At 58.0% G+C, this 23,209-nt stretch carries 22 protein-coding genes; 17 read left to right on the top strand and 5 right to left on the bottom strand.

Annotated elements, in window-relative coordinates; genetic code table 11:
• Nucleotides 1-89 precede the first annotated feature (89 nt).
• A complete protein-coding gene (locus FFV09_RS17855) occupies nucleotides 90-1,997 on the top strand; it encodes a PAS domain S-box protein (RefSeq protein WP_141449083.1) in 1,908 nt (635 codons plus the stop codon).
• A gap of 153 nt (nucleotides 1,998-2,150) precedes the next feature.
• Here the strand turns inward: FFV09_RS17855 and FFV09_RS17860 are convergent, their stop codons facing one another.
• Nucleotides 2,151-2,996 carry a DegV family protein gene (locus FFV09_RS17860; RefSeq protein WP_141449084.1) on the bottom strand — a complete coding sequence of 282 codons (846 nt, stop codon included), beginning with the start codon at nucleotides 2,994-2,996 and terminating at the stop codon, nucleotides 2,151-2,153.
• A gap of 215 nt (nucleotides 2,997-3,211) precedes the next feature.
• Nucleotides 3,212-3,793: a YIP1 family protein gene (locus FFV09_RS17865; protein ID WP_141449085.1), complete on the bottom strand. Its 582-nt coding sequence runs from the start codon at nucleotides 3,791-3,793 to the stop codon at nucleotides 3,212-3,214.
• A 262-nt stretch (nucleotides 3,794-4,055) separates the two neighbouring features.
• Between FFV09_RS17865 and FFV09_RS17870 the strand changes: the two genes are divergently transcribed.
• On the top strand, nucleotides 4,056-4,439 hold the full coding sequence (locus tag FFV09_RS17870; protein WP_141449086.1) for a DUF423 domain-containing protein: 384 nt from the start codon (nucleotides 4,056-4,058) through the stop codon (nucleotides 4,437-4,439).
• Nucleotides 4,440-4,552: 113 nt separating this feature from the next.
• Here FFV09_RS17870 and FFV09_RS17875 read toward each other — a convergent pair whose 3' ends face one another.
• Entirely contained in the window at nucleotides 4,553-5,077 is a 525-nt protein-coding gene (locus FFV09_RS17875) for a hypothetical protein (protein WP_141449087.1), read from the bottom strand.
• A 372-nt stretch (nucleotides 5,078-5,449) separates the two neighbouring features.
• Here FFV09_RS17875 and FFV09_RS17880 point away from each other — a divergent pair, with 372 nt between their 5' ends.
• The 7 genes from FFV09_RS17880 to FFV09_RS17910 all read left to right on the top strand — a co-directional run bounded on the left by FFV09_RS17880 (nucleotide 5,450) and on the right by FFV09_RS17910 (nucleotide 11,983).
• Nucleotides 5,450-5,914, top strand: a complete 465-nt coding sequence (locus FFV09_RS17880) for a Dps family protein (protein WP_141449088.1) — start codon at nucleotides 5,450-5,452, stop codon at nucleotides 5,912-5,914.
• A 337-nt stretch (nucleotides 5,915-6,251) separates the two neighbouring features.
• Nucleotides 6,252-7,040 (top strand): Fe-S cluster assembly ATPase SufC, encoded by a 789-nt coding sequence (gene sufC, locus FFV09_RS17885; protein WP_141449089.1) that lies wholly within the window; start codon nucleotides 6,252-6,254, stop codon nucleotides 7,038-7,040.
• 32 nt (nucleotides 7,041-7,072) lie between these two features.
• Nucleotides 7,073-8,374, top strand: a complete 1,302-nt coding sequence (gene sufD, locus FFV09_RS17890; protein WP_141449090.1) for a Fe-S cluster assembly protein SufD — start codon at nucleotides 7,073-7,075, stop codon at nucleotides 8,372-8,374.
• On the top strand, nucleotides 8,374-9,594 hold the full coding sequence (locus tag FFV09_RS17895; RefSeq protein WP_141449091.1) for a cysteine desulfurase: 1,221 nt from the start codon (nucleotides 8,374-8,376) through the stop codon (nucleotides 9,592-9,594). Before sufD ends, FFV09_RS17895 begins: the two co-directional genes overlap by 1 nt.
• Entirely contained in the window at nucleotides 9,584-10,009 is a 426-nt protein-coding gene (gene sufU / locus FFV09_RS17900) for a Fe-S cluster assembly sulfur transfer protein SufU (protein ID WP_141449092.1), read from the top strand. Before FFV09_RS17895 ends, sufU begins: the two co-directional genes overlap by 11 nt.
• An 18-nt stretch (nucleotides 10,010-10,027) precedes the next feature.
• Nucleotides 10,028-11,425 carry a Fe-S cluster assembly protein SufB gene (sufB, locus tag FFV09_RS17905; protein WP_141449093.1) on the top strand — a complete coding sequence of 466 codons (1,398 nt, stop codon included), beginning with the start codon at nucleotides 10,028-10,030 and terminating at the stop codon, nucleotides 11,423-11,425.
• Nucleotides 11,426-11,611: 186 nt separating this feature from the next.
• The gene (locus tag FFV09_RS17910) at nucleotides 11,612-11,983 is read left to right on the top strand and encodes a VOC family protein (RefSeq protein ID WP_141449094.1); all 372 of its coding nucleotides are present in this window, start codon (nucleotides 11,612-11,614) and stop codon (nucleotides 11,981-11,983) included.
• 61 nt (nucleotides 11,984-12,044) lie between these two features.
• Here the strand turns inward: FFV09_RS17910 and FFV09_RS17915 are convergent, their stop codons facing one another.
• Nucleotides 12,045-12,281: a hypothetical protein gene (locus tag FFV09_RS17915; RefSeq protein ID WP_141449095.1), complete on the bottom strand. Its 237-nt coding sequence runs from the start codon at nucleotides 12,279-12,281 to the stop codon at nucleotides 12,045-12,047.
• Between the two features lie 413 nt (nucleotides 12,282-12,694).
• On the opposite strand from FFV09_RS17915, the gene FFV09_RS17920 reads away from it, so the two are divergent.
• Nucleotides 12,695-13,264 (top strand): hypothetical protein, encoded by a 570-nt coding sequence (locus tag FFV09_RS17920; protein WP_141449096.1) that lies wholly within the window; start codon nucleotides 12,695-12,697, stop codon nucleotides 13,262-13,264.
• Nucleotides 13,265-13,393: 129 nt separating this feature from the next.
• Here FFV09_RS17920 and FFV09_RS17925 read toward each other — a convergent pair whose 3' ends face one another.
• On the bottom strand, nucleotides 13,394-14,449 hold the full coding sequence (locus tag FFV09_RS17925; protein WP_141449097.1) for an HD-GYP domain-containing protein: 1,056 nt from the start codon (nucleotides 14,447-14,449) through the stop codon (nucleotides 13,394-13,396).
• 675 nt (nucleotides 14,450-15,124) lie between these two features.
• On the opposite strand from FFV09_RS17925, the gene FFV09_RS17930 reads away from it, so the two are divergent.
• From FFV09_RS17930 to FFV09_RS17960, 7 genes are all read left to right on the top strand, one after another.
• Nucleotides 15,125-16,558 carry a bifunctional metallophosphatase/5'-nucleotidase gene (locus FFV09_RS17930; protein WP_141449098.1) on the top strand — a complete coding sequence of 478 codons (1,434 nt, stop codon included), beginning with the start codon at nucleotides 15,125-15,127 and terminating at the stop codon, nucleotides 16,556-16,558.
• Nucleotides 16,559-16,659: 101 nt separating this feature from the next.
• Nucleotides 16,660-17,754 carry an HD-GYP domain-containing protein gene (locus FFV09_RS17935; RefSeq protein WP_141449099.1) on the top strand — a complete coding sequence of 365 codons (1,095 nt, stop codon included), beginning with the start codon at nucleotides 16,660-16,662 and terminating at the stop codon, nucleotides 17,752-17,754.
• 130 nt (nucleotides 17,755-17,884) lie between these two features.
• Nucleotides 17,885-19,021 (top strand): radical SAM/CxCxxxxC motif protein YfkAB, encoded by a 1,137-nt coding sequence (gene yfkAB, locus FFV09_RS17940; protein WP_141449100.1) that lies wholly within the window; start codon nucleotides 17,885-17,887, stop codon nucleotides 19,019-19,021.
• Nucleotides 19,022-19,097: 76 nt separating this feature from the next.
• Complete coding sequence (locus tag FFV09_RS17945; RefSeq protein WP_141449101.1) at nucleotides 19,098-20,462, top strand: hemolysin family protein; 1,365 nt, start codon at nucleotides 19,098-19,100, stop codon at nucleotides 20,460-20,462.
• Between the two features lie 38 nt (nucleotides 20,463-20,500).
• The gene (locus tag FFV09_RS17950; RefSeq protein WP_141450526.1) at nucleotides 20,501-21,190 is read left to right on the top strand and encodes an HAD family hydrolase; all 690 of its coding nucleotides are present in this window, start codon (nucleotides 20,501-20,503) and stop codon (nucleotides 21,188-21,190) included.
• A gap of 126 nt (nucleotides 21,191-21,316) precedes the next feature.
• A complete protein-coding gene (locus tag FFV09_RS17955) occupies nucleotides 21,317-21,661 on the top strand; it encodes a YlbF family regulator (RefSeq protein ID WP_141449102.1) in 345 nt (114 codons plus the stop codon).
• A gap of 207 nt (nucleotides 21,662-21,868) precedes the next feature.
• Nucleotides 21,869-23,203, top strand: a complete 1,335-nt coding sequence (locus tag FFV09_RS17960) for a DRTGG domain-containing protein (RefSeq protein WP_141449103.1) — start codon at nucleotides 21,869-21,871, stop codon at nucleotides 23,201-23,203.
• Nucleotides 23,204-23,209: the final 6 nt, after the last annotated feature.

Here is a 23,209-nt window from a genome sequence, read left to right on the forward strand (position 1 = left end):
TTTTTTAGACAAAATTTGAGATAAAATACGGGATATGCAGTTGGGTTGGGCCGTTTTACGGATTATGCAAAAACGAAAGGGAGTCCGCTTTGAAAAATCCATTCGATTTGTTAGGAGAAACGTTTGCGGAGAGTGAAATTTATCGTCCGCTGTTCGTATATCATCCCGACGCCATCTACGTGATGAACATGGCGGGACAACTGATTTACGCGAATCCCGCGACCGAGCGCATTAGCGGCTACACGCTGGAAGAGCTGCAGGCGATGGATTTGCGGGAGCTTTACCGGGACGGCGACTACGAACGGAGCCGGATCGGCCGCGGCGCGATGAACGAACAGAAGCACTTGGAGTTCAAACTGAACATCGTGAGCAAAAGCGGCAGCCTGCTGACCCTCGCGGTCACTTACGTGGCGATCGAACAGGAAGGCCGGCGCGTCGGCATCTACGGTATCGCCAAAGACATTACGGAAGCCGAAGACAAAAACCGGAAGCTCAAAAAGCAGGAGAAGCTGTACCGGTCGTTGTTCGAATACAATCCGGCCGGCATTTTGTCGTTCGATCCGGAAGGCCGCTGTTTATCGGTCAACCCGAATCTGGAAGCGATGACCGGATACGCAAGCGGCGAATTGACCGGCCGGACTTACCTGGACTTTTTCCCGGCCGAAGCGACGGAGCGGCTGCGGGAGCGCTTCAAGCGTACGTTCCGGGGCGAGTCGGGCAACTTCGAGACGCAGGTGCAAGCCAAAGACGGCCAGCGCATCGACGTCAACTTGACGGTGCTGCCGATCATCGTGGACGGCGAGACGCTCGGCGTCTACATGATCGCGCTGGACATCACCGAGTGGAAACGGCAGATGCAGCGCAGCCGCGAACTGACCGAGCAGTATACGTCCATTTTGAACGGGGTATCCGAAGGCATTTTCGAGATCAACCGCGAAGGGCGTTCGATCTTTATCAACCGGGCGGGCGCCCGCATGCTCGGTTACGCAAGCGGCGAATTCGAAAACGTATATAACCACGACCTGATTCACCACAGCCGTTCCGACGGCACTCCGTATCCGATCGAGGAATGCCCGATCCACCGCTCGATCCGGCAGGGCGATTCCTGTTTCGTCGAAGGCGAAGTGTTCTGGCGCAAAGACGGAACGAGCCTGCTGGTCGAATACCGGGTCAATCCGCTGTTCGAGAACGGCGAGCCGGCCGGCGCCGTCGTCGTGTTCAAGGACGTGACGAGCCAGAGCGAGATCGTCCGGCAGAAGAACGAAGCGCAGCGCGGACTCGCCGCCAAGACCGAATTCCTCAGCCTTATGAGCCATGAGATCCGCACGCCGCTGAACGGAGTGCTCGGCATGGCCGATCTCATGTCCGATACGATGCTGACGGGAGAGCAGCGGGATTATATGGAAGTGCTGCGCCTCAGCGGTCTCGGCCTTCAGGTCGTCGTCGACCGGATTCTCGATTTCAACGCGGCCGAGAGCGGCAGCCTGACGTTCGAACGCGAGCCGTTCGACGCCCGGCTGCTGCTTGAACAAGCGGTGGCGTCTTTCTCTGTCCAGGCGGAAGCTTCCGGGGTGGAGCTGGATCTGCGCTTCGGCGAAGCTTTCCCGAAGCGGCTCGTCGGCGATGCCGGCAAGCTGCGGCAGATTCTGGTCGGCCTGGTCGGCAACGCGGTCAAATTCACGCCGAGAGGCCGCATCGTCGTGACAGCCGACTGCGTGATGCGGCCGGGGACGGACGACGGCGAACCGCTCCGGTATGTGCTGAAGGTCGACGTGCGCGACAGCGGAATCGGTATTCCGGCGGACAAAATGGAGCTGCTGTTCCAGCCGTTCTCGCAGATCCATTCGGCGATGGACCGCCGTTACGAAGGGACGGGACTGGGCCTTGCGATCTGCAAACGGTGGATCGAGCGTATGGGCGGCACGATCTGGGCCGAGAGCAGCGAAGGCGAAGGATCGGTCTTTTCGTTTGCGCTGCCGCTGCTGGGCGAAGCCTGAGCGGCGGGCGGCAGAGCGGCACGGCTGCAGACTGGCACGGCGGCAGGCGCGAAGAATGGCATGGCGGCGTGCACGGTACAGACCGGTCATGCAAAAACGCAAAAACGGCGGCGCCATCCTCAAGGGATGGCGCCGCCGTTTGCGGTTCGGCTTTTATTTTAACGCATACATCAAGCCGAGCGTACCCGGTCCGCAGTGGGTGGAGATGACGCAGCCGGCGGTGCACAGCAGCACTTCGCGGGCGCCCGTCTCGCGCAGGATCGTTTCGCGCAGGCGCAGGGCGTCCTGCTCCGCATCCGCGTGCACGACAGCGACGGGACCGTCCAGCCGGTCTTTGTTGGCCAGCAGGTTTTGCAGCATTTTATCGAGCGCTTTCTCGCGTTTGCCCCGGACTTTGTAAGCCGGAGTCATCGCGCCGTCGATCACTTTGATGATCGGACGGATGCTGAGCAGGCTGCCGATCAGGTTCTGCATGCCCGAGCAGCGGCCGCCTTTGTGCAAATATTCGAGCGTGTCGATCGCGAATTCCGTCTCGATGCCGGGCAGCGCAAGCTGCAGCATATGTACGATCTCCGGAACGTCCATGCCGGCTTCGACGGCCCGCGCCGCGCGCAGCACCTGCAGGCCGATTGCCGTGGACAGGTTGCGCGAGTCGAACACCGTTACCTGGCCGGGCTCGAAATCGTCGGCGGCGATCCGGGCGTTCTGGTAGGTGGACGACAATTCGGCCGACAAGCTGATGTATAGGATACGATCTCCCTGTTCGAGCACGGGCGCAAAAGCCCGGCTGAAATCGGCGGGCGAAGGCGCCGCCGACTTCGGCAGTTTGCCGTGCCGGGAGACTTTGTCGAACAGCTGCGAAGGGGTCAGGTCGGTACCGTCCCGGTACGTCTGGTCTTCGAATACCACATACAGCGGAACGATGCCGATCCCGTACTGCTCAAGCAGTTCCGGGGGAAGGTCGCTGGTACTATCGGAAAAAATTCGGATGTTGGACATGTTCATCTCCTTGTAACCGCTCCCGAGCGTTTTGAGAGCAAAGGGGCGAAATAAGCGAATTCGGAACGTTTTCCATACAATGGCGTTCCGTTACCAGTATAGCACGATCGGTGAAGATTAGGCAGGCCAAAGGCCGGCGCTTGCGCACCGGCCTTTTTGGCGAAGCGGGGACGATCTTTCGAACGTAAATTCGGAAGCAGGGGAGCGGCTGCGGCTTACAGCCCGCCCGCGCCCATCAGCGTGCTGATCAGGATAAATCCGCCTCCGCCGAGCAGGCACAGCGCGTTGAGCGCGGTACCGATCACGGCGAACACTTTTTTGCGCGTTTTGGACACCAGGCCGACGATGCCGAGAATGACGCCGATCAGATTCAGGACGGCCGCGCCCAGCAGGCTCGCAATAAGCACGAGCGCACCGACGCCGACGCTCATCATCTGTTCTTCGGTCGCCGTATACGGATCGAACGTCGTGCCCGCGGAGCCGATCGAATAGACGACGCCGACCGCGGAAACGAAAAAGACGACGTACAGCGCGATCGCGACGAGCGACAGGACGAACGAGGCGATGCCGGGTCCCGAATGCTTCAGCTTGCCGAACTCCCGGTCGTCGCGCGGAAATTCGTCGTAGGGACTGAACGGCGGATTCATGCGTTCTTCGTACGTTCGCCCGTCGTTGTCGTTCAGGTACGGGTCATCGGAAGGCTGCGAGCCGAATTCGCCGCGTTCCGGGTTTTTGCGCAGATCCGGACCGTTCTGGCGGCCGTTCGGACCGTCGGGCGGGGGAAAACGATTATCCATGCTTCAACTCTCCTTTGTATAGGCAACTTTTATGTGATTACTCTTCCATATTTGACTGTAAAAAGCAACCTTAAGTTGCGCACATCTTCCTTGATACGGTTCGGATCCCGAACGGTTTCGAAAAGCTGCGCGCGAAGAAGGTGGCTTTTTCTGGTCTTTCGCGCCGCCACGCTCTATAATAAAGGTCGATTTGCGGGAGTTCGAGCGATCCTGCGCCGCCGGGTTTCCGCAACGAGGCGAACACAAGGAAAAGAGGGATAGCATGCAGAGGAAAATTGCGGTCACGGCCTGCCTTCTGGCCATGATCGGCGTCGGACTCGGCGCGTTCGGCAGCCATATGCTCGGCGACGCCATCGGCGAAGACTCCATGAAGACGTTCCAGACCGGTATTCAATATCATTTCATTCACGCGCTGGCGATGCTGATCGTTGCCGTCGCGATGGGCGTATGGGGCGAATCGCGCGGCCTGGCGTGGGCGGCCTGGCTGTTCCTGGCCGGCATCGTCTTGTTCTCCGGCAGCCTGTATCTGCTGAGCACGACCGGCCTGCGCATCTTCGGGCCCATTACGCCGCTCGGCGGCGTGGCCTTCATCGCGGGCTGGGTCGTGCTGGCCTTCTCCGCCGGCCGCCGGTCCGAAGCGCGCTGATTCCGCGCTGCGGAACCGGGCTTGCGCCGCGCCAAGCCAAAAAGACTCCGGAAGCCGCTGAGACGCGGTTCCGGAGTCTTTTTTAATGGAAAGGACAGGCTGCGGGGCAGCCTTTACTGGCCGGTCAGTTCGTCGATCTCGTTGAGCGAGAAGCTGTAGACCTGCTTCTCGTCGACGTGGTAGACGCTCAGCATCTGCGCGGATTCGTCGAAGTTGAGAATCCGGCACGGGATGCTGAGGCGGTTGCCGCCCGGCTTGTTGACGATCAGGCGCACGAGCCGATTTTTGCTTATGCTTTCCCGAATATCGTCGGGAGTCAGGTAGGAAGAAGGTTTGGGCGCCGCTTTGGGAGCCGGCTGCGAAGCGATTTGCGCGGCGGCGGCTTTGGCTTGAAAGCCTTTGGCCGCGGACAGCGTCGCCCGGGATTTCTCTTGGTAATTCGTCTTCATGCTGGCCAGCGCCGATTCGATCACCTGACCGAGCTCGATGCCGGAATTAATCCGAAGATCGACCACCTTTTCGGAATCGTTCAAAAGGGCCAACAGGGCTTGCAGTGCTTGGCCGTTGGTCGAGCCTTCGATCAAAATGTCCACGTTGAAAAGAAATCCGGAACGTTCTTGCGATGTCTTATTGGTCATAGTTCCTCCGGTCTGAACCCGTTCGAATTTGGGCCTCGATCTGGTATGCGATCGTGACCCGGCGTTCTCCAATGATAGCATGACTTTTGGCATAATCCTAGAGGTTGGGAAGCTTGCAGGCATGAAAATATCCAGTTTAATGGGGGGGACCGATCAGGTGTTCTTCGGCTGCCGCGTCCCTGCACATTTATGGACGGGCGCGGCACGTTTTGGAACCTTGATTTGTTTCGCCCCATTTTTGTTCGGGTAATCTGTACTTAGAAGCGGCCAAGAGAAAAGCGAAGCCGTGCCGATCTTACACACACGAACTTCCCACGCGATGAACCGAACACACAACGCGCGGAATACATTTTAAGGAAAGAGGGATTAATCATGGACAAGACGAAAACGGAAGCCCAAACCAAAACAATCGAGGAAATTCTGAACCGCCAGGTCGCGAACCTGAACGTTCTTTACGTGAAGATCCATAACTTCCACTGGTACGTAAAAGGCGAAAACTTCTACACGCTGCATGTGAAGTTCGAAGAACTTTACAACGAAGTGACGGAGAAGATGGACGAAGTGGCGGAGCGCATGCTGACAATCAAAGCAAGCCCGGCCGCAACGATGAAAGAATATCTGGAGCTGTCCAGCATCCAGGAAGCTGCCGGCAACGAAGATTACCGCACGATGGTACAGACGCTGATCGAAGACTTCGCAACGGTAGCCGAAGAGATGCAAGAAGGTCTCGAACTGGCTGAAGAAGCGCACGATCAAGCGACAAGCGACATGCTGATCTCGATGAAGCAGGATCTCGAGAAACATATGTGGATGCTGCGTTCGTTCCTCGGACACTAAGATTCAAGCTTGACGAACGTTTACGATTCCGGCTTCGGCCGGACATAGGCAAAGCCCGGTCTGATGCAGACCGGGCTTTTGTTATTGAACGTCGGTCCCGCCCCTGCGAGAAGAGACAATAGAAGAGACAAATCGCCTCGCGGCGTTCATGGATAAGAAGCTTTAATTTTTAAATATATGGCGATTCGTTGAACTACAAAATAAATTCGGGTAAAATAAATTGAGAATCAACGATAATCAGTTTATAATCATTACAAGGTTATAATTATTTTGGTTAGAGCGTTTGATCAAAAGGATATCACGGATTCACCATTATATTTCTGGAGGGACGCTGAACATGGCAACTAAATTCGTCATCGAAGGACTCAAAGCTCAAATCGAAGGCAAGGAAATTCTGAAAGGCATCAACCTGGAAATGAACGGCGGAGAAATCCACGCGATCATGGGACCGAACGGCACAGGCAAAAGTACGCTGGCTTCCGCGCTCATGGGACATCCCAAATACGAAGTTACCGAAGGCACGGTTACGCTGAACGGCGAAGACGTGCTGGACATGGGCGTCGACGAACGCGCGCTCGCCGGCATGTTCCTCGCCATGCAGTATCCGAGCGAAATCGCCGGCGTGACGAACTCCGACTTCCTGCGCAGCGCGATCAATGCCCGCCGCGGCGAAGGCAACGAGATCTCGCTGATCAAGTTCATCCGTCAAATGGAAGGCAGCATGAAAGGCCTGGAGATGAATCCCGAGTTCGCGCACCGTTACCTGAACGAAGGCTTCTCCGGCGGCGAGAAAAAGCGCAATGAAATCCTGCAAATGATGATGCTTGATCCGAAGCTCGTCATTTTGGACGAAATCGACTCCGGTCTCGACATCGACGCCCTGCGCATCGTAGCGAACGGCGTGAACGAAATGAAGCACGAAGACCGCGGTTTCCTGATCATTACCCACTATCAGCGCCTGCTGAATTACATTACGCCCGACTTCGTGCACGTCATGATGCAGGGCCGCATCGTCAAGTCCGGCGGACCGGAACTCGCGGCGCGCCTGGAGCAGGACGGCTACGACTGGATCAAGGAAGAACTGGGTATTACCGACGAGACGGTCGGACAAGAACAAGAAGCCTAATCCAATAAGGAACGGAAGGAGGAACACCGATTATGACTTTAACAACCATTCTTCCGGTTCAGGCCGCTCAGATCACCGAGTGGGCCGCAGCCCGCGGCGAAGCCGCATGGCTGACCGAACGCCGCTTGCAGGCGCTCGAACTGGCCGCTTCGCTGGAACTGCCGAAGCCGGAAAAAACCAAGCTCGACCGCTGGAACCTGAGCGACTACGGCACGTTCAAAGCGGCCGCGGTCGTATCTTCGCAAAGCGACCTGCCTTCCGCAGCGCAGGATCTGATCGAAGAAGGCACGCAGAACCTGATCGTGCAGCACAACTCCGGCGTCGTATTCACTTCGCTGTCGGAAGAGCTGAGCGCCAAAGGCGTCATCTTCACCGATCTTGAAACGGCTGCCCGCGAGCACGAAGTGCTCGTCAAGAAATACCTCGGCACCGCCGTGAAGCCGAGCGAACACCAGGTGTCCGCGCTGCATCACGCGGCGTGGAACGGCGGCGTATTCCTGTACGTACCCAAGAACGTCGAACTCGAAGTGCCGCTGCAGGCCGTGTTCCTGAGCGACGATGCTTCCGCTTCGTTCGCTCCGCACATCCTGGTCGTGGCCGACACGAACAGCCGCGTCACTTACGTGGACAACTACGTGTCCGCCGGCCTGAACGGCAGCGTGCTGCATAACGGCGCCGTTGAAGTGATCGCGCTGGACGGAGCCAAAGTCCAATACGCGACGGTTCACCAGTTCGGCAAAGAAGTGACGGACGTCTCGTACCGCCGCGCGCTGCTGTCGAACGACGCCGATATCGAATGGATCGTCGGCGAGATGAACGACGGCGACACGGTAGCCGATACGGCGACGACGCTGAACGGCCGCGGCACGCATTCCGATGCGAAGATCATCGCGATCGGTTCCGGCGCGCAGAAGCTCAACTTCACGACCCGCGCCGTCCACTTCGGCAAATCGTCGGAGAGCGACATGTTCACCCGCGCGGTCATGAGAGAAGAAGCGCAGGCGATCATCAACGGCATTACGAAGATCGAGCACGGCGCGACCAAGTCGAACGGGCAGCAGACGGAAAAAGTGCTGATGCTGAGCCCGAACGCACGCGGCGACGCGAACCCGATCCTGCTGATCGACGAAGACGACGTTATGGCCGGACACGCAGCTTCCGTCGGCAAAGTCAATCCGGATCAGGTCTACTACCTGATGTCGCGCGGCATCTCCAAGACGAATGCCGAGCGCCTGATCATCTACGGCTTCCTGGCGCCAATTATCGCGGAGATCCCGCTGGAACTGCTGCGTACGCGCCTGCAGCGTATCGTTGAGAGAAAGCTGGGGCAGTAATGAACGCCTCGGTTCGGGAGCAATTCCCGATTCTCAGCCAGGAAGTGAACGGCCACCCGCTGGTCTATCTCGACAGCGCGGCGACTTCGCAGAAGCCGCGCGTCGTGCTTGACGCGCTGCGCCGTTATTACGAATTCGACAACTCGAACGTGCACCGCGGCGTGCATACGCTGGGCAGCCGGGCGACCGACGCCTACGAAGGCGCACGGGAGAAAGTCGCGAAGTTTATCGGCGCGGCCCATGCCGAAGAAATCATCTTCAACCGCGGCGCGACGGTGGGACTCAATCTGGTGGCTTCCTCTTACGGGGACGCCAACGTGCAGGAAGGCGACGAGATCGTCATCACGCCGATCGAGCACCACAGCAACCTGATCCCCTGGCAGCAGTTGGCCAAGCGGAAAGGCGCGACGCTCAAATATATCGAACCGAATCCCGACGGCACGATCACCGTGGAAGCCGCGGCCAAGGCCATTACGGACAAGACCAAAATCGTGGCGATCGCGTACGTATCGAACGTCATGGGCGTCGTCCACCCGGTCAAGGAAATCGCGGCGCTTGCCCACAAGCACGGCGCGATCCTCGTGGTCGACGGCGCGCAGAGCACGCCGCATATGCAGGTCGACGTGCAGGATCTGGACTGCGACTTTTATGCCCTTTCCGGGCATAAAATGTGCGGACCTACCGGCATCGGCGCCCTGTACGGCAAAAAGGCGCTGCTTGAACGGATGGAGCCGGTCGAATTCGGCGGCGAGATGATCGACGAAGTCGGCCTCTACGAATCGACCTGGAAAGACCTGCCGTACCGCTTCGAAGGCGGCACGCCGATTATCGCCGGCGCCGTCGGACTCGGCGCAGCGGTCGATTTCCTGACCGAGCTCGGCATGGATAACGTCGCCGAGCACGAGCATCGGCTCGCGATGTACGCCATGCGCCGCATCAACGAGATCGAAGGCCTGCAGGTGTTCGGCCCGCAGGAGCGAAAAGTCGGCATCGTGACGTTCAACCTGGACGATGTGCATCCGCACGACGTGGCGACCGTGCTCGATTCGTACGGCGTCGCGATCCGCGCCGGCCACCACTGCTGCCAGCCGCTTATGCGCTGGCTGAACGTAAGCTCGACGGCGCGCGCCAGCTTTTACCTGTATAATAACGAACAAGACATCGACCGACTGATCGACGCCTTGATCCGGACAAAGGAGTACTTTGGAGATGCAACTTGACGATCTGTACCGCCGCGTCATTATGGATCATTACAAAAATCCTCGGAATAAAGGCAAGTTCGAAGACGAAGGTGTCACGATCGACCTCAACAATCCGACCTGCGGCGACAAAATTTCGCTGCAGCTTCAGTTGGAAGACGGAGTCGTGAAGAATGCCCGCTATACCGGCGACGGCTGTTCCATCAGCATGTCTTCCGCATCGATGATGACGGAAGCGGTCAAAGGAAAGACGCTGCCGCAGGCGCTCGAACTGGCCGAACGTTTCTCGTCCCTGATGAAGGGCGAGAACGTGGAATTCGAAGAATATGAAGATATCGAAGCCTTATCGGGCGTAAATAAATTTCCGGCCCGGATCAAATGTGCCACCCTTGCCTGGAACGCCCTGCGCAAAGGAATCGAACGGGAAGACCACTAAGAAAAGGGAGGAATCAACATGGCTAAACAAGCACCGATTAGCGACGATTACCAATATGGTTTTCGCGACGAACACGTGTCTATCTACAAGAGCGGTAAAGGCCTGACCAAGGAGATCGTAATTTCCATTTCCAAAATGAAAAACGAGCCCGAATGGATGCTGGACTTCCGCCTCAAAGCGTTCGAACAGTTCCAGAAAATGCCGATGCCTACATGGGGCGGCGATCTGAGCGAACTGAACTTCGACGAGATTCAATACTACGTCAAAGCTTCCGAAGGCCAGAGCAAGACGTGGGAAGAAGTGCCAAGCGAAATCAAGGAAACGTTCGACAAGCTGGGTATTCCGGAAGCGGAGCAGAAGTTCCTCGCCGGCGTCTCGGCGCAGTACGAATCCGAAGTCGTCTACCACAACATCCAGAAAGAGCTCGAAGACCAGGGCGTTATTTTCATGGATACCGATACGGCGCTCAGAGAGCATCCGGAAATTCTGAGAGAACATTTCGCCAAAGTCATTCCGCCGACCGACAACAAGTTCGCGGCGCTGAACAGCGCGGTATGGTCCGGAGGCAGCTTCATCTACGTGCCGAAGGGCGTCAAGTGCGAAGTTCCGCTGCAGGCTTACTTCCGGATCAACTCGGAAAACATGGGTCAATTCGAACGCACGCTGATCATCGCGGACGAAGGCAGCTTCGTGCATTACGTGGAAGGATGTACCGCTCCGGTCTACGGAACGAACTCCCTGCACAGCGCGGTCGTTGAGATCATCGTCAAAAAGGACGCTCGCGTTCGTTATACGACGATCCAGAACTGGTCTTCCAACATCTACAACCTCGTGACCAAACGCGCGGTTGCGGAAGAGAATGCCAACATGGAATGGGTCGACGGCAACATCGGCTCCAAGCTGACGATGAAATATCCGGCCGTCGTCCTCAAAGGACGCGGTGCCAAAGGTTCCGTCCTGTCGATCGCGGTTGCCGGCAAAAACCAGCATCAGCACGCGGGCGCGAAAATGATCCACCTGGCTCCGGATACGACTTCGACGATCATCTCCAAGTCGATCAGCAAGCACGGCGGCAAAGTGACGTATCAAGGTCTCGCTTCGTTCGGCCGCAAGGCGCAGGGCGCCAAGTCGAACATCAAGTGCGATACGCTCATTCTCGACAACGAGTCGACGTCGGATACGATTCCGTACAACGAGATTCTGACCGACGACGTAATGCTGGAGCATGAAGCGACAGTCTCGAAGGTATCCGAAGATCAACTCTTCTACCTGATGAGCCGCGGCCTCAGCGAGAACGAAGCGACGCAGATGATCGTTATGGGCTTCATCGAGCCGTTCACCAAAGAACTGCCGATGGAATACGCGGTCGAAATGAACCGTCTGATCAAGTTTGAGATGGAAGGTTCGATCGGCTAAACCGATCGCTCCTGCTCATTCGTTATATCCACACACACCTCCGGGCCTGCCCGGAGGTTTTTTTTGCTTTTTGCGTAAAAATGAAATTCCCCAGAACGCTGCTGACATGCCGTTGTCAGGAGGAGACTTATACAATGGACACAGATCCATTCACAAATAAGCTTTCAGACAAAGGAGACTACCCAAATGCCAGTCATTGGACCCGATTTTATCTCTCTACAGGTGAGCGATCTCGATCGTTCCGCCGCTTTCTATCAAGACCGTCTGGGCCTCGTTCGCTCGCCGGCGGGACCGCCTCATGCCGTCGTGTTCGAGACCCGGCCGATCGCTTTTGCCCTGCGCGGCCTGCTGCCGGGCGTCGAGCTCGGATCGCCGGTTCAGCCGGGACTCGGCGTTGCGCTGTGGCTGCATGCGCCGGAGGCGCAGGAGCTCCACGACAAGCTGCTTGCGGCAGGCGTGGAGATTACGTCCGCTCCGATCGACGGACCGTTCGGGCGCACGTTTACGTTTGCCGATCCCGACGGGTACCGCATTACGCTGCACAGCCAAGCCGGATAATTAAACGCAAAAGCAAAAAGCGAACCCTCGGCCTCGGGGGTTCGCTTTTTGCACGGTTCGCCTACAGCGCCGTGCGCAGCCGTTCCATATACGTCTCGATTTCTTTGCAGGTGCGGTACACTTTGGCTTTGGGAAAAAGCTTCAGCAGATTCAGCGCGTTCTCCAGTTCGGCGTAGAGCTGATGCGGCGAGACGGCCGGGAGGACGGAGCGATCGAGGATGCCGCCGGCCTGGCGGATCTCGGAGAACGAATCGATCGGGGATTTGCGGCGAAGCGAATTTTTCCAAAATAAGTTCACTTTTATTCTCCTTTTCTGTCTGGGCATTCATGCGGGGACGGCGAATCGGGTACGCATCATTTGGGCTTGTGGACCTATATTAACGCAGGATTCCGGAATTTACATTAGAAAAGATAGAGATCACGCCATATTTTTCCACAAACATGCAGATTATGCCCGGGCATCGCTCGCCCAAACCGCCGCGAGTCTGCTATACTGAAAAAGCTGACGTTTTCTTTTAAATTTGCGAGGCCGGCAGGAATAAGCTTGCTTGTCCCCGAATTAGTTGGCTTACGGCGTGTACGCAAATTGCGCATGGCGCGGTGTTCGATCCCGCCCGGCGGGAAGGTCCCGCAGCGGCCGCCGCCGCTTTTGCCTGCACCGCTGCATGAGCCATTTGCGTACGCGCTTTTAAAGAAGGAGGAATATAGACAATGAGCTTCATTTCCGTAATCGCAAAAGAGAATTTTATAACCGTAATGAGCGACAACGGCGCCAACGGTTCGGAACATACGCCGCAGCCGGAAGAGCATGTGGTGAAAGTGGGCGAACGCGAATTCGTGGCGACCGCCGGCGGAGACCGCGAAGCGCGCGAGACGATCGCGAAGCACATATCGGGGCTGCTTGAAGAAGGCACGCCGTACGATCGCATTCTCGTGATTCTCCAGATGACGCTTGCCGTATTTTCCGAAAAAGGCAAGTCGGTCATGACCGCGTTCGGCGGCGTCAACCGCGAGGGAGAGATCGAAGTGTGCACGTACGATCCGAACAGCCACGCGGAACGTCATCTGAAGCCCCGCGGCAGCGAGATCGCTTACTTCTTCCTGGCGGAAGGAGCGGGCAAGTACGGCAATCTGTACGAACTGCTCCAGAGCTACTGGAAAGAGACGGGCACCGATACGCCGAGCGTTATGATCCAGTCCCAGAAGCTGCTGCATCGCTATGTCGCTTCGAAGGACGAAGATGTCAGCGCGTCGACGGTCAAGCTCGTGCTGAAGAAGTAACGTACAAAAAACACGTACCGCCTTGGGCGGATACGTGTTTTTTGTGCTGCGAAACGCTGCAAACCTGAGATATCCGACCGCAAGGGGATTGGGCGACCGCCCATAAGAAAAGGGAGGTCCGCGCCGGGATCAACCCGCGTTGTCGGAAAATACTTCTTCGATATCGAGTTCGCGTTCGGTCGACAGGTCGACGAAACGATCGCTGACGCGAACGAGCGGACGGAAGAAATCGGTCGGATGGTTCATGACGATATAGCCGTATTCGCCGTTCGTGAGCCGGACTTTTTTGTTAATAAAATAAGGCAGCATATTGCGGATAAACGTATGCGTCGGTTCGGGCGCCAACTGTCCGAAACTGAGCCTATGAAGTTCTTTGAGTACGTTGATCAGTTCCTGCTTGTCCTGATACACCCGATTGCTCGTCATGGCGCTGTAGACGTCCGCCACCGCGATGATCGCCGACCACGGATGCATCTCGTCCGCTTTGATCCCGTGCGGGTACCCGCTGCCGTCTCCGCGTTCGTGGTGCTGCAGCGCCGCGGTCGCCGCGTCGGTGTCGCCGAGCGAGTTGCGGATAATCTCGTACCCGTTGACGGTATGCATTTTTACGATTTCGTATTCTTCTTTGGTCAAACGGCCGGGCTTGTTGAGAATCTCGCCGGGAATGGTCGATTTGCCGATATCGTGCAGATAACCCGCCTGGCAAATCGCGGAAGCCTGATCATGCGGATAACCGAGCCAGAGGGAGAGGTAGTAAGACAGCATGCCGACCTGCATCGAGTGGACGTACGTGTAGTTGGCGTCCCGGTTGAGCAGCAGGAGCAGGGCGACGGCGTCTTTCTGGGAAGCGAGTACGTTGAACAGAGGCTGCATGATGTCTTCGACGAGCGCGCTGTCGAAGCGGCCGGTCGTCATCGAATCGTGAAACAGCGACTCGAACAGGAGCACCGCGTCGTCGAACGTCGATTTGATTTCGGGGAAGAAAAACGCTGCCGTTCCTGCGTTGGCATAAGGGTCTTCCTCATTGGGGTGAACTTCGACGTAGTCGATGCTGTGCTGCATCAGACGGGCGATTTCGGCATCGTACAGGGCGGTGCCTTTGGCGAGAATGTGTACGCCGTGTCGATTGAACGTATCGGCGATCAGGCGGTCGCCGTTTTTGAGGTCGGTTACATGAACTTTCAAAGCGATTTCTCCTTTCTGTAACGAGCGAATGCGGTGGGGTGGAGAACGGGCGAGGATGCCGGGCGGCATCCCTTTCCGAACGGCTGCGCCGTTCTCCGGATCTGTGTTTCTGCGAATGGGTAAAAGTAGGTTCCTGGATCGCTTCGCCTGAGTAGACTCCCGCGCCGACCGCTCCAAGTAGAAAGACCGGCGCGAGATGGAGAATGTCTTCGGTTCGGGTCCAAAACGTGCAGAGGCTGTGTAACTCGTATATCGGCACAATTCAACTCATTTGTTTGGGACTTTAGACTTGAAGCAAAGATGAGATTGACCCTATCAATATATCATATCTTGTCACCGAATTGGAGTAAAATGTACCAGTCAATTATCTCATACAAGTGCAGAATATCCTTATTTTTCATCCTGCTTGATAAAAAATGTGCAGAAATTTTACGGTTGTCGAATTGCTTATTCTTTTCGGGGAGCCGGAGGCATGTTAAAATACTTGCATAGACCGCAGACCGGTCCGGCACGGACGGTCCGGCATCCGGTTTGGCATTCGAAATTCCACTTGTGCGTTCAGAGGGACGGCTATATGATTGAAGATCGACTCGAACCGCGTTGGCGGCGATAAAGCTCCGGCAAGTTCGGCTGCCGCCGTCTGCGCGATGCAAGGTCCGAAGGAGGACGGCCTCGATGGGCTCAAAGACGGAAAAGCGAGAGACGCTGACGATTTTGCATACCAACGACCTGCACAGCCACTTTGAGCAGATGGGCCGAATCGCCGCTTATATCGCTGCGGAAAAAGCGCAGGGGAAGCCGGTATGCACGCTTGACGTAGGCGACCATATGGATCGAATGGCGATCGAGACGGAAGGCAGTCTCGGAGCGGCCAATGTCGATATTTTGAATCGTTCGGGCTATGATGCCGTGACGATCGGCAATAACGAAGGATTGACCTTTACGCCGGAGCGGCTCGGGGACGTGTACGCTTCGCTGAATTGTCCGGTCGTGTGCGGCAACGTGCGCATGGCGGACGGCTCTTTGCCGGCTTGGCTGCGCGAGAGCGCGGTGATCGAGGCCGGGGGATTCCGGGTCGGCGTGCTGGGCTTGACGGCGCCGTTCTCGGATTTTTACCGGCTGCTCGGCGTCGACGTGTCCGATCCGTTCGCCGGGCTTCAGGGGCGGGTGGACGAGCTGCGCGCCCGCGCGGACGTCGTCGTGCTGCTGTCGCATCTGGGGCTTGCGTCGGATGAACGGATTGCCGGCATGACGGAAGGGCTCGACCTTATTCTGGGCGGGCATACGCATCATCTGCTGGCGGAGCCGATCGATATCGGCGGAACCGTCGTCTGCGCGGCGGGCAAGTTCGGCGGCCATATCGGGCGTATCGTGATCGCGCGCGATGCACAGTCCGGGCGGTGCGTCGTGGAGGAGGCGGGACTCGTCGAACTCGCGGACGTCGAGCCCGACGCCCGTGTCGACGATGCGATCGCCTGGCACCACGAAGAAGCGGCGCGTCGCCTGCGGCAGGTCGCGGCCGTCTCCGAGCGCGAACTGCCGATCGATTACGAGCATGAATCCGAACTCGGCAATTTGCTTGCCCAGTCGGTTCGTCGCTTCGCCGGCGGGGAGTTCTCGCTGGTCAATTCCGGTCAGGTGCTCGGACCGCTGCCGGCGGGAGAGATCACCGAAGGGCTGCTGCACGCGCTGTGCCCATCGCCGATCAATCCGTGCGTCGTCACGCTGCGCGGCAGCGATATTCTGCGCAGCCTCGAACAGTCGCTGCTGCCCGAATACGCAGGCAAGAAGCTGACGGGATTCGGATTCCGCGGCGAACGCCTCGGCGGGCTGTGCGCGGACGGCCTGACTGTCCGGTACGATCCCGAAGCGCCGGCCTATGCCCGGATCGTGGAGGCCCGGACGTCGGAACGGACGATCGAGCCGGACGGCGAATACCGGGTCGGCACGCTGGACATGTTCACGTTCGGCGCCGGGTACGAATCACTCAGCCGCGGAACGGACAAGACGTTTATTTTGCCCGAATTTCTGCGCGATCTGCTGCGGCTGGAACTCGGCCGCCCCGGGGCCGCTCTGGAAGCTTCCGCGGCCCGCTGGGTCCGCGTCTGAAAGTTCGGTTCGGCCCGTTTTTTTCGGTAAGGTTCAAAAATACCAATCGCCCTCGCCGACGCGAACGCAAATCGCACGATCCGGACGACGAGACGGCTTAAATGGAGTGGAAGTTTGTGCGCCTGCTGTCGATCGGACAAATACGGCCCGGCATGAAGCTGGGCAAACGCATTTATAATGAAGAGGGCCTCACGCTGCTGGCCGAAGGGGCGGAACTGACCGTCTCGATCATTCGCCGGCTGGAACGGCTCGGCATCGATATCCTGTATATCCGGGACGAGGTGACCGACGATATCGTGCTGCCGGAGATGGTCGCCGACGAGACGCGCCGCGAAGCCGTCAAGCAGATCCGCACGGTCTATCGCAGCATGATGAACGATAAGATGGGGCGTATGTCCTATCCGCATCTCGGTTACAGTTTTCGCAAAATGACCGAAAGCATTCTGGACGATCTCGGTTCGCGGGAAGACGTGCTGATCATGCTCGGCGATATCCATACGACGGATCATTATTTATACACCCATTCGTTTAACGTCTGTCTCTACACGCTGACGCTCGGCATGGCTGCCGGGCATTCGCGGGAAGACCTGTTTACGCTTGGCATGGGCTCGATCCTGCACGATATCGGCAAAACGCGAATTTCGCCGAAAGTGCTGCTCAAGCCCGGCCGGTTGACCGACGAAGAATTCGCGGAGATGAAGCGGCATACGGAACTGGGCTTCGCCCTGCTCAAAGACGAGCCTTTCGTTCCGCTGCTCGCCGCGCACTGCGCGTTCCAGCACCACGAGCGGCTGGACGGCAGCGGCTATCCCCGCGGCATCCGCGACGGCGAGATCCACGATTTTGCCAAATGGATCGCCATCACGGATTCGTACGACGCCATGACGACCAATCGCGTCTACCGCCGGGGCATGCTGCCGCACGAAGCGGTGGATATCCTGTACAGCGGGTCCTGCACCCAATACGACCAGCGCAAGCTGGAAGTGTTCCGCGACAAGGTCGCGCTGTATCCGGTCGGCCTGACCGTCAGGCTCAGCACCGGGCAGACGGGCGTCGTGACGAGCGTGCCGCCGAAGACGCCGAACCGGCCGATCGTGCGGGTGATCGAAGACGAAGAAGGCGCGAGCGTGCAGCCGTACGAAGTCGACCTGTCGCGCCATCTGTCGATCATGGTCAGCCGAATCGCGGAAAATTAAAAAAACCCGGCAGACGTCATAAAACGCGGCCGGAAGGTTAATAGAAGAAAGAACGCGCTTCATCCCTTTCGGGCCGCTTCGGCATCTGCCGGCGGCCCGAAGGAGGTTCTTAATAATAAAGGTGGTCAACATGACAGTAATCAATAACGGCGGTTCCACACTTCGCGATTTGTCTCCGAGCTACGATCCTTGGGATCCGATCCGCTCGCTGCGCAAACACGGAAGGCACCGCTTGACCAGCGTGGAAATGACGGTCACCAACCTGTGCAACATGCGCTGCGAGCACTGCGCCGTAGGCGATACGCTCGTATTGAACGAACCGGACATGATCCCGCTGGATTTGATGCTCCGCCGTCTGGACGAGGTGGAACATCTGGAGACGATCAGCATCACGGGCGGAGAACCTTCTTTTCGCCGGCAGACCGTCGATAACGTCATCGTGCCGCTGCTGCGCTACGCGCGGGAACGGGGCATCCGTTCGCAGATCAATTCGAACCTGACGCTGGATCTGGAGCGCTACGAGAAGCTGCTGCCTTATCTGGACGTCATGCATATCTCGTTCAACTATACCGGTCCGGAAAATTTCCATCAGACCGGCTTCGCCAACAGCGGGCATCCTGTTCCTTATGCCGCGGCCGAAAAAATGTATACGCGCATGATCGACAACGCCAAAAGCCTCAGCCGGTCGGGCATGCTGATCTCGGCGGAGACGATGATCAACTTCCGGACGCACGAACATCTGCCGCAGATGCACCGGACGATTCTGGAGATGGGCTGCCGCCGTCACGAAGTGCACCCGATGTATCCGTCGGCGTTCGCCGCCAATCTGCCGGTGCTGTCGCTCGACGAGATGCGGGTCGCGATCCACGATCTGCTGGATCATCGCGACGAGAACGTCTGGATGCTGTTCGGCACGCTGCCTTTCTTCGCCTGCGGCAGCACCGACGAAGAGCGCGCGCTGCTTCGCAGGCTGCATGCTTCCAAGAACGTTACGGTGCGCAACGACCCGGACGGACGCAGCCGCGTCAACGTCAATATGTTCACGGGCGACGTGTTCGTAACGGACTTTGCCGCCATTCCTTCGTTCGGCAGCGTGTACCGCGACAATCTCGATTCCATTTTCGAAGAATGGACGACGAACCATCCGCTGAACCGCACGGTCGACTGCCACTGCGACGCGGCCAGCTGCTGCGGGCCGAACCTGCTCGTGGCCGACATGTACTACAAGGGCGTCGACTTCAAGTCGCGCCGCGCGATTATGGATTGAACCGGCTGCAGGTCTGCGCCCGGGGCGCAAGCCCCGATAACGGACAGCCTGCGCCGAAGAAAAGAGGAGATTTCATTTGGAGCACGAGATCGAGTTGGGAAGCTTGGCGATTAATTTATTTTTGGTCCTGCTTCTGGTTCTCCTGAACGGCGTATTCGTCGCCGCGGAATTTTCGCTCGTCAAAGTTCGCCATTCCAGACTGCAGCAGCTGAACAGCGAAGGGAACCGCCTGGCTCCCTATGCGCTCAAAGTGGCCAACCGGCTGGACGCGTATTTGTCCGCGACGCAGCTCGGCATCACGCTGACGTCGCTCGGACTCGGCTGGCTCGGGGAGCCGGCGGTGTCCGAACTGCTCGTCGAACCGCTCATGTACCAAATGGGCTTCACCGACGAGACGCTGATTGCCGGCGTATCCGTCGCGATCGGCTTCGCCATCATTACTTTTTTGCATATCGTGCTCGGCGAACTGGCTCCCAAATCGTTGGCGATCCAGAAGTCCGAAGGAACGTCGCTTGTGCTGGCGGGACCGCTGCTGGTATTCTATTACGTGTTCCTGCCGGTCATCTGGCTGCTCAACCACGCCGCGAACGCTTTTCTGCGACTGTTCGGCCTTGAGCCGGCGGGCGAAGCCGAGGCGGCACATTCGGAAGAAGAGATTCGCATCCTGATGAACCAGAGCGCGAAAAGCGGAGCCATCGACCTGGAAGAAGTCAAGCTGATGGACAACATCTTCGACTTTTCGGACATGCTGGCGCGCGAAGTCATGCTGCCGCGAACAGACATGGACTGCCTGTACGTCAATCTGCCGCTCAAAGAAAACCTGAAGATCATTACGGAGACCCGCCATTCGCGGTATCCGGTGGCGATCGAGGACAAAGACCGGATCATCGGCTTCGTGCATATTACCGATATCCTGCTCTGGCCGCAGGGCACCGAGCCGAATCTGCGCAAGCTGGTCCGCCCGATCCTGAACGTACCGGAATCGATGGAGATCAGCCACGTGCTGCGCCTTATGCAGCAGAAAAGGGCCCAACTGACGCTCGTCGTCGACGAGTACGGCGGCACGGCGGGCCTGCTGACGGCGGAAGAGATTCTGGAAGAAATCGTCGGCGATCTGTACGACGAATTCGAGAACGAACGTCCGGAGATCGAAGTGGTCGGCGACGTTATCTCTGTCGACGGCCGTCTGCTGATCGAAGACGTGAACGACCTGACGGGAGCCGAGATCGACGACGAAGAAGTCGATTCGATCGGCGGCTGGATGTTTAAGGAGCTAGAAGGCAACCCGCTGCCCGGCCAGAAAGTCGAATTCGGAGGCATCACGTTCGAAGTCGCCGAAGCGGAGCGGCTGCGCATCACGCGCGTCCATATCCACAAACCGCATACAGACGCGGAGGTTCACGAACAAAACGGGGAAGAAAACGAACGGGGCGACGACTGATCGCCCCCGCTCGTTTTTGGGGAAGGATGAATATGAATATGCAAAACGAAAACCGTTTACGCAAGCCCGAAGCGATGATCTTCGATATGGACGGCACGCTGTTCCAGACGGAAACGGCGCTGCTGCCGGCTTATCACCGGATGTTCGACGTCCTGCGGGCCGAAGGGCTCTATACGGGCGAGACGCCGCCGGAGCGGCTCATTCTCGGCAGCCTCGGCATGCTGCTCGAAGAAATCTGGCAGATCGTTATTCCGGACGCCGACGAGAACGTGCGCAGCCGGGCCAACGACCTGCTGCTGGAACTGCAGCTGGAAGTGCTCAAAGGCGGCGAAGCGCTGCTCTACCCGGACGTCAAAGAAACGCTGGAAGTGCTGCAGCAGCGCGGCGTGCGCCTGTTCGTCGCGAGCAACGGCCTCGAAGGCTACGTCAAAGGCGTATCCGATGCGCTCGGCATCGCGCCGCTGTTCGAAGCACAGTACAGCGCGGGCGAATATCAGACCGCGACCAAAGTGCTGCTGGTCGAAATGCTGCTCAAAAACCACGGCGTGAACAGCGCCTGGATGGTCGGCGACCGTTCGTCGGACGTGCAGGCGGGACTCGGGAACGGTCTCGGCGTGATCGGCTGCGCCTACGCCGATTTCGGGGCCAACCACGAGCTGGAAAACGCCGACGTGCTGATCACGAAGTTCGGCCAGTTGATCGAACTGTACGAACAAGCCGGCGAATAAGCGGGCAGACCCACAGGCGCGTCATCAAGTGCCTTATCAGCTGCGTTAACAGCCCGCACCGAATAAGCAAAGATTCACCCATCAACGGGGCTTGGACCAAGTCCCGACGCGAAGGAGACTTACCTTATGACTCTTATCTACGATAAAGCCAACGACCTTGCCACATCGCTTCAGGAAAGCGCGGAAGTTCAGGACATTACGGCAGCCTTGAAACTGATCGAAGCCGATCCCGAAAGCAAGCGCATGCTCGATGATTTCCGTACCCGCCAGATGACGATCCAGCAGCGGATCATGAGCGGCGACATGCCGCCGCAGGAAGAAATGGAACAAATGGAGAAGCTGTTCGAAGTGCTGAGCCTGAACTTGAACATTCGCCGTCTGTTCGATGCCGAGCAGCGTCTGAGCGTCATTATCCAGGACGTGAACAAGATTATCTCCGACAGCCTGGCCAACATGTACGACTCGAACTAAGGCCGGGCGGCCGCAGTCAAGCAGCCGCAGCCAAACGACGCCAAACCGTAAAGCCGCCAAGCGACTTTTCGTGAAGCCCCGGTTTCCTATATAGGAAACCGGGGCTTTTTGCGATGTTATTCAAGCAGCGGGCCGATTTTAAATGCCGGTATTTGTGATATAATATAGGTACAGTCTAATACAGATTTCCGGAGAGGAGTGGAACAGTTGGAAGGGCATGAACAAGCCGTGACGAAGCACGAACAACTGCTGCAGCATATCGAGCAGCTCAAAGTCGGCACGAAGATTTCCGTGCGGAAGCTGGCCAAGGAACTGAGCGTTAGCGAAGGAACCGCCTACCGGGCCGTCAAGGAAGCGGAGACGCTCGGGATCGTCATTACGAAGGAACGGATCGGTACCGTCCGGGTAGAGAAGAAGCCCCGTAACATCACGGACCAACTGACGTTCGCGGACGTGGTCGATATCGTGGAAGGGCATGTGCTCGGCGGGAACGAAGGACTATCCATCACGCTGAACAAATACGTGATCGGCGCCATGAAAGTCGACGCCATGGCGCGTTATATCGACATGGGCAGCCTGCTGATCGTCGGCAACCGGGAGAACGCGCACTCGCTCGCGATCGAACATGGAGCCGGCGTGCTGATTACCGGCGGATTCGGTACGAGCCGCGAAGTGAAAAGCCTCGCCGACCGGCTCGGGCTGCCGATCATCTCTTCGCGGCACGACACGTTTACGGTCGCGTCGATGATCAACCGGGCGATCTTCGACCGCCTGATCAAGAAAAAAATTATGCTGGTCGAAGACCTGGTCAGCCTGAAGTCGAAGCCGTATTCGCTCAAAGCGACGAGCACCGCCGAAGATTTCCGGCGCGTCGCGGAGCGGACCGGCGCGAACAGCTTCCCGGTGACGGACGAATGGAACCGGGTGCTTGGCATCGTCAGCCGCAAAGACATCGAGAGCGTCGAACCGGGCCAGAGCATCGAGCGGGCTATGGTGCGCAGCCCCGTCACGGCCGGCATGCTCACTTCGCTGGCGTCGGCCGCGCAGATCATGACGTGGGAAGGGATCGATTTCCTGCCGGTCGTCGATCGCAACCGCAAGCTTGCCGGCGTGCTGACGCGGCGCGAAGTGCTGCAGGCGATGCGCGATGCGCGCGAGCAGAGCAGCCTCGGCGAGACGTTCGATCATTTGATCTGGAACGGTTTCGCGGAAGAACGCGACGCGGAAGGCCGACTCTTTTTCCATGGATTCATTACTCCGCAGATGGCGACCGACCTCGGCACCATCTCCGAAGGCGTCATGACGTCCGTCATGATGCAGGCCGCGCTGCGCATGGCCAAAGATCACAGCGGCAATGATTATGTGGTCGACAATATGAGCACGTATTTTATCCGCCCGGTCCAGATCGAGGATGCCGTCATGGTCATGCCGATCGTGCTGGAGGTCGGCCGCCGGATCTGCCGGCTGGAGATCGCTATTTCGCACGGCGAGCAGACCGTCGCCAAAGCGATGATGACGCTGCATTCGATCGAAAACGGCTGAAACGCC

This window comes from Saccharibacillus brassicae, assembly GCF_006542275.1.
Classification (GTDB): domain Bacteria; phylum Bacillota; class Bacilli; order Paenibacillales; family Paenibacillaceae; genus Saccharibacillus; species Saccharibacillus brassicae.

What these genes read in the sequence shown, in the direction of transcription:
- FFV09_RS17860 (WP_141449084.1), bottom strand. Translation starts at nt 2,996, where the DNA reads ATGTCCAACATCCGAATTTTTTCCGATAGTACCAGCGACCTTCCCCCG.
- FFV09_RS17865 (WP_141449085.1), bottom strand. Translation starts at nt 3,793, where the DNA reads ATGGATAATCGTTTTCCCCCGCCCGACGGTCCGAACGGCCGCCAGAAC.
- FFV09_RS17870 (WP_141449086.1), top strand. Translation starts at nt 4,056, where the DNA reads ATGCAGAGGAAAATTGCGGTCACGGCCTGCCTTCTGGCCATGATCGGC.
- FFV09_RS17875 (WP_141449087.1), bottom strand. Translation starts at nt 5,077, where the DNA reads ATGACCAATAAGACATCGCAAGAACGTTCCGGATTTCTTTTCAACGTG.
- FFV09_RS17880 (WP_141449088.1), top strand. Translation starts at nt 5,450, where the DNA reads ATGGACAAGACGAAAACGGAAGCCCAAACCAAAACAATCGAGGAAATT.
- sufC (WP_141449089.1), top strand. Translation starts at nt 6,252, where the DNA reads ATGGCAACTAAATTCGTCATCGAAGGACTCAAAGCTCAAATCGAAGGC.
- sufD (WP_141449090.1), top strand. Translation starts at nt 7,073, where the DNA reads ATGACTTTAACAACCATTCTTCCGGTTCAGGCCGCTCAGATCACCGAG.
- FFV09_RS17895 (WP_141449091.1), top strand. Translation starts at nt 8,374, where the DNA reads ATGAACGCCTCGGTTCGGGAGCAATTCCCGATTCTCAGCCAGGAAGTG.
- sufU (WP_141449092.1), top strand. Translation starts at nt 9,584, where the DNA reads ATGCAACTTGACGATCTGTACCGCCGCGTCATTATGGATCATTACAAA.
- sufB (WP_141449093.1), top strand. Translation starts at nt 10,028, where the DNA reads ATGGCTAAACAAGCACCGATTAGCGACGATTACCAATATGGTTTTCGC.
- FFV09_RS17910 (WP_141449094.1), top strand. Translation starts at nt 11,612, where the DNA reads ATGCCAGTCATTGGACCCGATTTTATCTCTCTACAGGTGAGCGATCTC.
- FFV09_RS17920 (WP_141449096.1), top strand. Translation starts at nt 12,695, where the DNA reads ATGAGCTTCATTTCCGTAATCGCAAAAGAGAATTTTATAACCGTAATG.
- FFV09_RS17930 (WP_141449098.1), top strand. Translation starts at nt 15,125, where the DNA reads ATGGGCTCAAAGACGGAAAAGCGAGAGACGCTGACGATTTTGCATACC.
- FFV09_RS17935 (WP_141449099.1), top strand. Translation starts at nt 16,660, where the DNA reads ATGGAGTGGAAGTTTGTGCGCCTGCTGTCGATCGGACAAATACGGCCC.
- yfkAB (WP_141449100.1), top strand. Translation starts at nt 17,885, where the DNA reads ATGACAGTAATCAATAACGGCGGTTCCACACTTCGCGATTTGTCTCCG.
- FFV09_RS17950 (WP_141450526.1), top strand. Translation starts at nt 20,501, where the DNA reads ATGCAAAACGAAAACCGTTTACGCAAGCCCGAAGCGATGATCTTCGAT.
- FFV09_RS17955 (WP_141449102.1), top strand. Translation starts at nt 21,317, where the DNA reads ATGACTCTTATCTACGATAAAGCCAACGACCTTGCCACATCGCTTCAG.